Consider the following 11,657-nt stretch of genomic DNA (forward strand, 5'->3'; position numbering starts at 1 on the left):
AGTCTTATGCAAAGTTTATATTCCAATGGTTTCGAAAAAATATATGATAACATGTATCAAAGCTTTATTGACTATAAGCAAGAATATCTGTTTTACAATACCATTTTAAAAGACCATAATAAAGACAGTGTTTTAGAAATAGGATCTGGCACAGGTCATTTGGCAAAATATTTTATTGACAACCAGTGCAACTATCAAGGATTGGATTATAGTCAAGCTATGATTGATTTAGCAATACAAAACAATCCAAAGGGATTATTTACTCAAGGAGACATGAGAAATTTTAAACTAAGTACTCCCGTTAAAAGTGTCATAATTACCGGACGCACCTCAAGCTATCTATTAACTAATAAAGACATTAATAACGCATTACAATCTATTTATACTAATTTAGAACCTAATGGTATTTTGTGTTTTGATTTTATTGACGCTAATCGTTTTTTTAAACAAATAAAAGGAGGTACAACTCTAACGCACAAGGCTTCGTTTAACAATAGCCATTACTCCAGAAATAGCAAACTAAACACTAATACGTCTAACAATTTTATGTTTGATTGGGATTCTAAATATTATAAAATAGAGGGTCATAACAAAAAACTAATAGCAAGTGACACATCAGAAGTAAGAGCTTTCACTAAAAACGAATGGGAACTACTACTCTATCTTAACAACTATAAAATTTTAGCGTTTATTGATAAGCCCGCTTACATGTTTGATTGTTACGCTGTGGTCGCTCAAAAACTATAAATAAAAAAAAGCCCAAGTATAAACTTGAGCTTTTTTAGATTTAAATATTTTAATTATCCATCAGGATGCATAAATTTTTGCTTTCCTAATAAGGTGTCTTTAGTTTCTACATGCTCGTCATCCGGTACACAACAATCTACAGGACATACTGCAGCACATTGTGGTTCTTCATGAAAACCAACACATTCTGTACATTTATCTGGTACTATATAATAAATCTCGTCACTAATAGGCTCTTGCGCTTCATCAGCATCAACTTCCTTTCCATCAGTTAAAACCAACTTACCATTTAAACTAGTACCATCTTTGTATCTCCAATCGTCAGCACCTTCATAAATTGCAGTATTTGGGCATTCCGGCTCACATGCTCCACAGTTAATACATTCGTCTGTTATAATAATTGCCATAGCGTTTTTTAATCTTTTTTGTTTACTTAACTTTGCGGTACAAAAATAAAGCCAAAAAAGGTGTTATACAAATAATAATGAGTAACAAAGATCACATTACTGAAGCTTTTATACAATTAGGGCGTTTTATCAGCCAATTTTCTTCTGAAGAAGTAGAAAAAAAGGAAAACATACTTTACAACGATTTATTTTTTGATGGTTTTAAGCATCAAATTAAATTAGCGAAAGAATATAACGGTTGGTTTACAAAAGAAAATATTAGATTTTCATTAGATGGTTGGAGCACGCAACTTTCTGAAGACAATATAAAACAATGGCTAAACAATTATAATACAGACCAAGTAACCCCAAAAACAGTAGCCATAATAATGGCAGGTAACATACCACTTGTTGGGTTTCATGATTTTTTATGTGTTTTAGTTTCAGGTCACCATGTTTTGGTTAAACAATCGTCTAACGATAAGCACCTACTACCCTATTTAGCCAAATATCTAGAGCATGTAGCACCTGAATTAAAAGGAAAAATAAAATTTACAGAAGATAAATTAGAGGCATTTGATGCTGTTATTGCTACCGGTAGTAATAATACGGCGCGTTATTTTGAATTCTACTTTAAAAACAAGCCTTCCATAATTAGAAAAAACAGAAATTCTGCTGCCATATTAACTGGTAATGAAACTAAAGAACAATTAGATTTACTTTCTGAAGATATTTTTAGATACTATGGTTTAGGTTGCAGAAATGTATCCAAACTGTTTATACCAAAAGGTTATAATTTTGATGCTTTCTTTGCAGCGATGTACAAATGGCATCCTATTGTTAACGAATCTAAATACGCTAATAATTACGACTATAATAAAGCCGTGTATATAATGAGCGAATTTGATATGTTAGAAAATGGGTTTTTAATGATAAAGGAAGACCAAAGCTATGCGTCACCTATAGCTACAGTGTTTTATGAGTATTATGATACTGAAGACACCTTAAAACAAAAACTTGATATTGATAAAGATCTAATACAATGTATTGTCGCCGATGGATTTTATAAAAATGAAATTCCGTTTGGAAAAACACAAAAACCAGAACTTTCAGACTATGCTGATGATGTTGATACTATTGCATTTTTGTTAGAAATCTAGTTAATAAATTATTATATTCTTAACTTATTTTAAATCAATATTTAGCACCTTTGTTAACTGAAAAATAAAGATAATTTCTGTTACAACAGAAACAAAAACTTGTACTCATGCAAAAACACAATTTTAGCGCAGGACCATGCGTTTTACCTAAAGAAGTAATACAAAAAGCATCAGAAGCTTTATTAGATTTTGATAATGGATTATCATTAATCGAGATTTCGCATAGAAGCAAGTCCTTCGTGGATGTAATGGAACAAGCTAGATCTTTAGCTTTAGAGTTATTAGGACTAGAAGGTAAAGGTTACAAAGCTTTATTTTTACAAGGTGGTGCTAGTATGCAGTTTTTAATGGTTGCTCAAAATTTATTAGAAAAAAAAGCAGCGTATTTAAATACAGGAACATGGGCAGATAAAGCCATTAAAGAAGCTAAAATTTATGCCGATATTATAGAAGTTGCCTCATCAAAAGATGCTAACTACAATTACATTCCTAAAGGTTTTGATATTCCTGAAGATCTTGATTATTTTCATTGTACTTCCAACAACACTATTTTTGGAACACAAATGAAAAGTTTTCCAAAGTCTCCAATCCCATTAGTTTGTGATATGAGTAGTGATATCTTTTCTCGTACTTTAGATTTCTCTCAATTTGATTTAATATATGCAGGTGCTCAAAAAAATATGGGACCAGCAGGTACAACTTTAATTATAGTTAAGGAAGACATTTTAGGTAAAGTATCACGTAAAATTCCTTCAATGTTAGATTATAAAGTACATATTGACAAAAGTAGTATGTTTAATACGCCTCCTGTTTTTGCAGTATATACGTCTATGTTGACTATGCAATGGTTAAAAGACTTAGGTGGTATTAAAGCTATCGAGCAAGAAAACGATAAAAAAGCACGTTTAATGTATTCTGAAATTGATTTAAACCCTTTATTTAAAGGATTTGCAGCAAAAGAAGACCGTTCTGACATGAATGCAACATTTACATTAGTTAACGAGGATTTAAAAGAAACGTTTGATACGATGTGGAAAGAAGCTGGAATTAATGGCTTAAGCGGACACAGAAGCGTTGGTGGTTACAGAGCAAGTATGTACAATGCTTTATCATTAGATAGTGTAAAAGTACTTGTTGAAGTAATGAACGAGTTAGAAAGTAAAGCCTAAACTAGTAATGTAAACAGTTACAATAAATAAGTGTTTACTACATAGGCAAAAAATAAATAGAATAAATGGTTATCCTAAATAATAAGGAATAACGCAATTACAATTATTATGAAAGTATTAGCAAACGATGGTGTATCTCAAAGTGGAATTGATGCATTAGAAGCAGCAGGTTTTGAAGTTAACACAACAACCGTTGCCCAAGAACAATTGATAAATTATATTAACGATAACGCTATTAGCGTACTATTAGTTAGAAGTGCAACTACTGCAAGAAAAGATTTAATTGATGCTTGTCCAAACCTAAAAATTATAGGTCGTGGTGGTGTTGGTATGGATAATATTGATGTAGAATATGCTAGAGAAAAAGGATTGCATGTTATTAATACACCTGCAGCATCTTCTCAATCTGTAGCAGAGTTAGTGTTTGCTCACTTATATGGTGGCGTAAGATTTTTACACGATGCTAACAGAAACATGCCTTTAGATGGCGATTCTCAGTTTAAAAAATTAAAGAAAAATTACGCTAAAGGTGTTGAGTTAAGAGGAAAAACTTTAGGTGTTATTGGATTTGGTCGTATTGGTCAAGAAGTAGCAAAAATAGGTTTAGGTGTAGGAATGAAAGTAATTGCTGCAGATAAGTTTATTGAAAATGCAGATGTAAAGGTTGATTTTTTTGATGGACAGTCTGTAAATTTTTCTATTAAAACAGAATCTATGGAAGACGTTTTAAAACAATCTGATTTTGTGACATTACATGTACCGGCTCAAAAGGATTACGTGATTGGTAAAGCTGAATTTGATTTAATGAAAGATGGCTCTGCCCTTATTAACGCTGCAAGAGGTGGTGTAGTTAATGAAGTAGAATTGGTTACTGCTTTAGAAAATGGAAAACTAGCCTTTGCTGGTTTAGATACATTTCAAAACGAACCAACGCCAGCTGTACAGTTATTAATGAATGGTAGAATATCATTAACACCACATATTGGAGCTGCAACAAACGAAGCACAAGATAGAATTGGTACTGAATTAGCAACTCAAATTAAAAACATACTTTTAAACGGATAAATCAGTCGTTTTATCGACTCTTTAGTTCGAATTAAATTATAAAGAAGTCACATTGTTAAGATGTGGCTTTTTTTTGTACTTTGTAAGTATCAATATTATTAACTATTAATTTTTATATACAATGGCAGGAATTTTCGATCTTTTAAACTCAGATTTAGGTAAAACAATAATAAGCGGTGTTGCAGGTTCAACTGGACAAGACCAAGCAAAAACAGGAGGTCTTTTAGCGATGGCTTTACCAGTTTTAATGAAAGCAATGGAACGTAATGCTTCTACACCAGAAGGTGCTGAAGGATTAATGGGAGCTATTAGCGGTAAGCACAACGGAAGTATACTAGATAACCTTGGTGGTTTATTTGGTGGTGGTGTTAACGAAGAAGTAACTAATGACGGAGATAAAATATTAGGTCATGTTTTAGGAAACAAAAGAGCTGGTGTAGAGCAAGTATTAGGTCAAAAGGCTGGTATGGACTCAAGCGCTGTAGACAGTATCTTAAAAGTAGCTGCACCAATATTAATGGGTGTTTTAGGTAAACAAGCGTCACAAAACAATGTAAGTTCTTCTAGCGGAATCGGTGATTTACTAGGTGGTTTACTTGGTGGTGCTAGTAGTCAAGGTGCTGTAACTGAAGAGCAAAGTTTTCTTGAAAAAATGTTAGACAGCGACGGTGATGGTAGCATTATTGATGATGTTGCAGGAATGGTTTTAGGAGGATCTAATAAAGGAGGACTAGGTGGTTTACTAGGTGGTCTTTTCGGAAAATAAGATATACCCCCATTTATAATATCAAGAAGCCAAACAATTGTTTGGCTTCTTTTTTGTTTTATAATGCCTGATAAATGTTGTATTTTTAATAAAATCTAATAGTATGAAAAATTTAATATTAATTGCTGCTATCCTATTTATAGTTTTTAGCTGTGGTACAAATAAAAAAACTGCTACAATAACAAAAGACGCAGCACAGGTTGGAGATACTATTACTTTAAGTAGTGACGATTCTGACTACGAAATCTTGATTATAGAACCTGGATTTAATGCTTGGTTAGCAAGTAGAGCGCGACCTAAAGGGTTTCACTCTCAGTCCTTTTTAGAAAATAAAAATATTTTTTATGTGACACAATGGAATACGCGTGTAATGCAACCACAACGCTATAATGCTACTTTATACGAGATGCAAATAGATTATAGATCTAACATAGACTATGGTTATGACGTTAATTACCAATTATATAACTACTTTGTGTACTTTCAAAATAGATATAAACAAAATCTTTTAGGCGGTCGTATACCTACTAATTAAAGCCCTTTTAATACCTTTGCGACGACAAAAATTAAAATGGAAAAATTTAAAACACGTTGGGACATCCAACAAAATTGGCAACTCCTCTTCCCCTTACTTGGTATTGTAGGGTTAGGTTACTCTAGCTTTAAACTGGCTAAATTGCTGTTTGACAACAATCTAATCTTAACAATTGTTTTAGCAATTGTAATTACATATGCGTTGTTAAAGTTCTTTTTATTTCTATTTAAAAAACTAGAAAACAAATGGAAAGTTGATTATAGATGGGAAATGATTCGTATTTTTCTTGTCTTTGCAGTAACCGGAAGTTCTTCAGTATTTATTGGAAGACCAATTATTTCTTGGCTTGGAATTACTAAAGAAAACTTAAATGTTTTTGTCTATTGGGCATTATACATTATCATTGGCATAATATTTTACCAAATAATGCTAGTTTGTTTTGGTTGGCTATCTGGTCAACACAAATTCTTTTGGGAATTTGAAAAGAAAATGATTAGGCGTTTTGGTTTAGGCAAATTTGTAGATTAATTGAAACAACAACAGCACATCGCATTTAAAATTGCAGCAATAGTCCTTCTATTAGCTGTGTTAATGCCATCTGCTGTAAAGTTTACGCATATTTTTGAAAATCACAAGCATGAGGTTTGTACAGATTATTCAACAAAACATATGCATGAAATTAATTTAGAATGCGAGTTTTTCAAGTTTAAACTTAACACACAATATTATACTATTTTAGAAGATACCAAAATTATTATTTTGGATAACTATTCTAAAATTAATGCTACATTTTATAACTTCAAGTATAATCATCAGCAATTATCGTATTCTCTTCGAGGCCCACCTTTTTTAGTTTAAAATAAGTAATTATTTAAACTAAATTTATTTACAATGAAATATTATATAATGATTTTGTTCAGCTGTATTTTCAGTTGGTCACAAAGTCAAAATTGTAGTTCTACCCTTTCGGGAGAAGTACACGACTTCCATGATGGTACGCCAATTACAAACGCTACTATCTATATTAAAAGTCTTAACAAGTACACAACTACTGATGTTAATGGATATTTTTTTATTAAAGATCTCTGTAATGATGCCATTGTTTTTGAAGTGACGCATTTGGCTTGCGAAACCAAAAACATAGACATTGACATTGATGGTGATACTTTTTTAGTAGTCAATCTAGAACATCATATAGAAGAGTTAAATGAAGTAAAAGTTAAGGGGGCAAGCACCTCTAAAATAACTAAAACTACTCAGGAAACAATTCTAAAATCCGAAACTATTGACCGTTTTAGCTCACTTAATTTAGGTGATGTTTTAAAACAGATTAGTGGTGTATCTTCTATCAATACTGGTAGTACAATTGTAAAACCTGTAATTAATGGTTTACATAGTAGTAGGATAATTGTTATGACTAATGGCGTTAGGCTTCAAGACCAGGAATGGGGAATTGAACACGCACCAAATATAGATTTAAATACTGCCGGCAGTATTAACGTTATAAAAGGTGCTAATGCTTTGGCTTATGGTGGTGATGCTATTGGTGGGGTTATTGTACTTAAACCCTCAAAAATTAGTTTAAAAGATTCACTGTACGGAAAATCAATTATAACAGGTCATAGCAACGGTAGAGGTTACAATTTTAATACATCATTGACCAAAACCTACAAAAAAGGATGGTATTTAGGGGCACAAACTTCTTTAAAACGGTTTGGAGATTTTAAATCTCCTGATTATTATTTAACCAATACAGGGTTAAATGCTAAAGGACTATCGTTTAATGGTGGTTTTAAATCTTTTGAGAAAGGGTTTAATGTCTATTACAGTTATTTAGACAATCAAATAGGTATTTTGAGAGCTTCTCATATTGGAAACGTTGAAGATTTGGTAAACGCTATAAACAATCCAAAACCATTAGTTATAGAAGACTTTGCCTATGACATCAATGCACCAAAACAAGAAGTAACACATCATGTTTTTAAAACCGAATTTTATAAGCGTTTTAAAAAATTTGGTCGTGTAGACGTACAATATGACTATCAAAACAATCATCGTTTTGAGTATGACATACGTGTTGGTGATGACAGAGACAAAGCTGCTGTAGATTTAACATTAAAAACGCACACATTAAAAACGAGTGTAAAATTAGATTCAAAAAGCAATATCACTTACCAATTTGGTCTAAACGCAGGCTATCAAAATAATTTTGCAGATCCTAACACTGGTGTTAGACGATTAATACCTGATTATGATAAATATGATGCTGGGGCTTTTGTTATTTCTAATTTAAGGCTAAATAATGATATCAATGTAGATTTTGGACTACGTTATGACTTTAATCAAATTGATGCTAAAAAATTCTATTTAACAAGTCGTTGGAACGAGCGTGCTTATAATAATGAGTTTGCAAACCTTGTTATTGATGATTTAGGTACACAATTATTAACTAATCCTATTTTTAATTATCACAACATATCAGCTTCTGCAGGTATTTCTTATCAAATAAATGATAGGAATAATTTTATTTTTAATTATGGCTTGTCAAATAGAGCACCAAACCCGTCAGAGTTGTTTAGTGATGGTTTACATCACTCGGCAGCAAGAATAGAATTAGGAGATTTACGTTTAAAAAAAGAAACATCTAACCGTGTTTCTGCAACTTATAATTATCAAAACAAAGGATTGTCATTAAGCGCAGAAACCTTTTATAACTATATAAACGATTATATTTTTGTAAGACCAACAGGTACGGAACAAACCATACGTGGCGCATTTCCTGTTTGGAGCTATAACCAAACCAATGCTGTGTTATATGGTTTAGATGTAACCGCAAATTACACCTTAAATGAGCAGTGGTTTTTAAAAAATAAATCGTCTTATATTAAAGGGAAAGATGTAACAAAAAATGATGCTTTAATTGATATGCCTTCTGTAAAAACTGTGAATAGTTTAGGTTTTTCTAATAAGAAATGGCTGAATTTAAAAACAGAGTTACAAAGCGAATTAGTTTTTAAACAAACTAATTTTCCTAATAATAATTTTGAAGTGTATATACCAACCACTGAACAAATGGTTTTAGTGGATGTTAGCTCTACCCCACCAACCTACCACTTATTACATTTACAAAGTAATATTACATTGACAATATCTGAAAAATCAAATTTAAACATTGGATTAAATATTACTAATTTACTTAATACAAACTACAGAGAAAACCTAAATAGATTACGATACTTTGCTGATGATCTAGGAAGAAATATTATGTTACAATTAAAACTTAATTATTAACACAAAACATTAAAAAATGAAAACATTAAAACAATTATCACTTATCCTTTTAGCTTCAATCGTACTTACAGCATGTTCAAACGATGATGATGGTTCTAATCCAGAACCAGTAAACGAAGAGGAAGTTATTACAACCTTAAAAGCAACATTAACACCTGTTGGAGGAGGAACCCCAATAACTTTACAAACTCAAGATTTGGATGGTGACGGACCGGATCCTGCCGTAATTACAGTTTCTTCTGCTTTAGCCGTTAATACAACATACGACGGTAGTCTTTTGTTATTAAATGAAACAGAATCTCCAGCTGAAGAAATTAATGAAGAAATTGAGGAAGAAGATGACGAGCACCAGTTTTTTTATCAAGCATCTAACGCTGTTGCAACATTTGCATATGCAGATTTTGACGGAAACGGAAACCCTGTAGGTCTTGAATTTACATTAACAACTGCCGCTACTGCATCCGCAGGAAACATTACAATTACATTACGTCACGAACCGAGCAAGTCTGCTGAAGGTGTAAGCGATGGTGAAATTACTAATGCTGGTGGAGAAACGGACATACAAGCTGTTTTTCCTGTAGTAATAGAATAAAATACCAATAATTAAAAAAAGCATCCATATTGGATGCTTTTTTTTTGCTCTAATTTAATGGCACAATTAAAAATTATAAATAAAAAATAATCCTACCAAGTTAATCTGACTGATAATTACTTAAGACTAAAATTCTTATTAAATACCTATCAAGACTAAAATCTGAAGGCATTGCAAATATGGGACGTATTATTAGCATTGGTCTGGGGTATACTCTGTAACAATTATTACAAAAAGTGTGGATATCCCGGGAATTTTGTGGGATATTCACTACTTTAGTTGTTATATAACGAGTTAGCACCAATTTGAGAAAACCGATGATAAAAACGATAATTATAGTGATAAGTGTGTTTTTAATTCTAACAGGATTTAAAACCTATAAGTTTCTGAAAGAAAATGTTAAGAAAATTCCAAAAGTAAGTTTTGAGGAACAACTTAAAACTTACAAAGAATTAGGATACAAATTGAACAGCGGAATTACTAAAGAAACTTTACTCGAATCATACGACAAATCTGATTTTGAAGATGATACTTGGGTTCTTATGTATGTTACTTTAGGTTCGACAATAGAAAGAGAACCTTGGACACCTATAACAAATGATTGTTGGCATTTCGATGCTGAATGCATTGAGGACAACGGCTCTTATATCGACATACTCGAAAACATAAAAAGAATATCTAAAAACAAACTGAATTTTGAAAATATTAAAGATTTTGTTGACATAGATAATGAGAAAGCTTGGGTTTCTTTTGAGCTAAACGGAAAAAATCACAAATGGAATTTAAGAATTGATAATGATTGGGTTGATGGCTCTTTATTCGATAAAATTCAAGAGCTTAACTCTGAATTAAAAAATCCTGAAAAGTTTAGTGTTATTGGTTTAGGTCAAGATGCTGTAATTGACTTTATGACTGAAAAGGAAATGTCTGAATTTAAAAAAATGACTAATATCAAAATAAAGTGGTTGAATGGAATTAAAGATATTGGAGAATAAAAACTGGTGCTAACACCGTATAAAAATAATTGCGGTTTAGTGCTTAATCAAAGGTCGTTGCGTGTTTGTAACGTCTGAATTTCCTTCGGAAATTCCTCGCATACAAACCCGCAACTATTCTTATACAAACACGTTGTGCGTCATTTACCAAAATCGTGTTGAAAGAAAAATAAGCTAAAATCAATGAAAGAAAAAATTACAGACGAGAGGTTTGAAGAAATATTAAATGACCTTATTATAGAATATGCAAAAACGACTACACCTACAATTTGGCATCAAATGGCTATGGAATGGAATTGGGACAGTTCATCCGTATTTTTGAATTGGCTTACTGATAATCCATTAACTGATAAAGGAACCGCATTAATGATATATTGGAAATCGGCACCAAGATATTGGAAAAAATTTAAGGACAAAAAAGACTTAATTTCTAAAGAAAAATATTCCTTGAATGACTTTGAATTTACGGAAAAAATAGAAGGAAATTATTTAAAAAACTTTTATAAACAAAATATATTTGAGTATAATCCCAAAAGTGATGAACAAGGCTACGATTGGACAAATGACTATTTAGATGAGAAAATCGTTAGAGATATACCGAAAATAATGTTCGAAAAAGTGGAAGGTAAAAAAGTTGATGAACCGAAAGATTTTATAGAAGGGTTTCCACCTGAACTTGATTTACTAAAACAAGGAATTTTTGAGAAATACGAAATAGAATAAAAAACGAACGCACAACACCGTATAAAAATAATTGCGGTTTAGTGCTTAATCAAAGGTCATTGCGTGTTTGTAACGTCTGAATTTCCGAAGGAAATTCCTCGCATACAAACCCGCAACTATTCTTATACATAAACGTTCTACGCAATTTAAAACAAACATTGAGCAAAGCATTAAAATATGGACTTCTGATTTTTGGAATTGTGACAATTTCAGTTGTTGGACTTATTG

Annotated in this window: 13 protein-coding genes; 12 read left to right on the top strand and 1 reads right to left on the bottom strand. The window is 31.7% G+C overall.

Annotation, left to right across the window (positions count from 1 at the left end):
• Positions 1 to 6: 6 nt before the first annotated feature.
• Positions 7 to 747 (top strand): class I SAM-dependent DNA methyltransferase, encoded by a 741-nt coding sequence (locus tag BMZ09_RS12540; protein ID WP_090841117.1) that lies wholly within the window; start codon positions 7 to 9, stop codon positions 745 to 747.
• Positions 748 to 800: 53 nt separating this feature from the next.
• Here BMZ09_RS12540 and BMZ09_RS12545 read toward each other — a convergent pair whose 3' ends face one another.
• The gene (locus BMZ09_RS12545; RefSeq protein WP_090841120.1) at positions 801 to 1,154 is read right to left on the bottom strand and encodes a 4Fe-4S dicluster domain-containing protein; all 354 of its coding nucleotides are present in this window, start codon (positions 1,152 to 1,154) and stop codon (positions 801 to 803) included.
• Positions 1,155 to 1,231: 77 nt separating this feature from the next.
• On the opposite strand from BMZ09_RS12545, the gene BMZ09_RS12550 reads away from it, so the two are divergent.
• From BMZ09_RS12550 to BMZ09_RS12600, 11 genes are all read left to right on the top strand, one after another.
• A complete protein-coding gene (locus tag BMZ09_RS12550; RefSeq protein WP_090841122.1) occupies positions 1,232 to 2,293 on the top strand; it encodes an acyl-CoA reductase in 1,062 nt (353 codons plus the stop codon).
• A 107-nt stretch (positions 2,294 to 2,400) separates the two neighbouring features.
• Positions 2,401 to 3,462: a 3-phosphoserine/phosphohydroxythreonine transaminase gene (gene serC / locus BMZ09_RS12555; protein WP_090841124.1), complete on the top strand. Its 1,062-nt coding sequence runs from the start codon at positions 2,401 to 2,403 to the stop codon at positions 3,460 to 3,462.
• A gap of 108 nt (positions 3,463 to 3,570) precedes the next feature.
• Positions 3,571 to 4,527 (top strand): D-2-hydroxyacid dehydrogenase, encoded by a 957-nt coding sequence (locus BMZ09_RS12560; protein ID WP_090841126.1) that lies wholly within the window; start codon positions 3,571 to 3,573, stop codon positions 4,525 to 4,527.
• Between the two features lie 121 nt (positions 4,528 to 4,648).
• Complete coding sequence (locus BMZ09_RS12565) at positions 4,649 to 5,293, top strand: DUF937 domain-containing protein (protein ID WP_090841128.1); 645 nt, start codon at positions 4,649 to 4,651, stop codon at positions 5,291 to 5,293.
• A 103-nt stretch (positions 5,294 to 5,396) separates the two neighbouring features.
• On the top strand, positions 5,397 to 5,828 hold the full coding sequence (locus BMZ09_RS12570) for a DUF6146 family protein (protein WP_090841130.1): 432 nt from the start codon (positions 5,397 to 5,399) through the stop codon (positions 5,826 to 5,828).
• Between the two features lie 36 nt (positions 5,829 to 5,864).
• Positions 5,865 to 6,356, top strand: coding sequence for a DUF6787 family protein (locus BMZ09_RS12575; RefSeq protein ID WP_090841132.1), 492 nt, complete (start codon positions 5,865 to 5,867; stop codon positions 6,354 to 6,356).
• Entirely contained in the window at positions 6,357 to 6,686 is a 330-nt protein-coding gene (locus BMZ09_RS12580) for a hypothetical protein (RefSeq protein WP_090841134.1), read from the top strand.
• A 33-nt stretch (positions 6,687 to 6,719) separates the two neighbouring features.
• Positions 6,720 to 9,119, top strand: coding sequence for a TonB-dependent receptor (locus tag BMZ09_RS12585; RefSeq protein ID WP_090841136.1), 2,400 nt, complete (start codon positions 6,720 to 6,722; stop codon positions 9,117 to 9,119).
• A 16-nt stretch (positions 9,120 to 9,135) separates the two neighbouring features.
• On the top strand, positions 9,136 to 9,711 hold the full coding sequence (locus BMZ09_RS12590) for a type 1 periplasmic binding fold superfamily protein (protein WP_090841138.1): 576 nt from the start codon (positions 9,136 to 9,138) through the stop codon (positions 9,709 to 9,711).
• Positions 9,712 to 10,028: 317 nt separating this feature from the next.
• Positions 10,029 to 10,706 carry a hypothetical protein gene (locus BMZ09_RS12595; RefSeq protein WP_090841140.1) on the top strand — a complete coding sequence of 226 codons (678 nt, stop codon included), beginning with the start codon at positions 10,029 to 10,031 and terminating at the stop codon, positions 10,704 to 10,706.
• A 183-nt stretch (positions 10,707 to 10,889) separates the two neighbouring features.
• Complete coding sequence (locus BMZ09_RS12600) at positions 10,890 to 11,429, top strand: DUF4274 domain-containing protein (RefSeq protein ID WP_090841142.1); 540 nt, start codon at positions 10,890 to 10,892, stop codon at positions 11,427 to 11,429.
• Positions 11,430 to 11,657 lie beyond the last annotated feature (228 nt).

Origin of the sequence: Olleya namhaensis (genome assembly GCF_900114005.1) — a bacterium.
Lineage (GTDB): Bacteria > Bacteroidota > Bacteroidia > Flavobacteriales > Flavobacteriaceae > Olleya > Olleya namhaensis.

What these genes read in the sequence shown, in the direction of transcription:
- BMZ09_RS12540 (WP_090841117.1), top strand. Translation starts at nt 7, where the DNA reads ATGCAAAGTTTATATTCCAATGGTTTCGAAAAAATATATGATAACATG.
- BMZ09_RS12585 (WP_090841136.1), top strand. Translation starts at nt 6,720, where the DNA reads ATGAAATATTATATAATGATTTTGTTCAGCTGTATTTTCAGTTGGTCA.
- BMZ09_RS12575 (WP_090841132.1), top strand. Translation starts at nt 5,865, where the DNA reads ATGGAAAAATTTAAAACACGTTGGGACATCCAACAAAATTGGCAACTC.
- BMZ09_RS12595 (WP_090841140.1), top strand. Translation starts at nt 10,029, where the DNA reads ATGATAAAAACGATAATTATAGTGATAAGTGTGTTTTTAATTCTAACA.
- BMZ09_RS12600 (WP_090841142.1), top strand. Translation starts at nt 10,890, where the DNA reads ATGAAAGAAAAAATTACAGACGAGAGGTTTGAAGAAATATTAAATGAC.
- serC (WP_090841124.1), top strand. Translation starts at nt 2,401, where the DNA reads ATGCAAAAACACAATTTTAGCGCAGGACCATGCGTTTTACCTAAAGAA.
- BMZ09_RS12565 (WP_090841128.1), top strand. Translation starts at nt 4,649, where the DNA reads ATGGCAGGAATTTTCGATCTTTTAAACTCAGATTTAGGTAAAACAATA.
- BMZ09_RS12590 (WP_090841138.1), top strand. Translation starts at nt 9,136, where the DNA reads ATGAAAACATTAAAACAATTATCACTTATCCTTTTAGCTTCAATCGTA.
- BMZ09_RS12570 (WP_090841130.1), top strand. Translation starts at nt 5,397, where the DNA reads ATGAAAAATTTAATATTAATTGCTGCTATCCTATTTATAGTTTTTAGC.
- BMZ09_RS12545 (WP_090841120.1), bottom strand. Translation starts at nt 1,154, where the DNA reads ATGGCAATTATTATAACAGACGAATGTATTAACTGTGGAGCATGTGAG.
- BMZ09_RS12560 (WP_090841126.1), top strand. Translation starts at nt 3,571, where the DNA reads ATGAAAGTATTAGCAAACGATGGTGTATCTCAAAGTGGAATTGATGCA.
- BMZ09_RS12550 (WP_090841122.1), top strand. Translation starts at nt 1,232, where the DNA reads ATGAGTAACAAAGATCACATTACTGAAGCTTTTATACAATTAGGGCGT.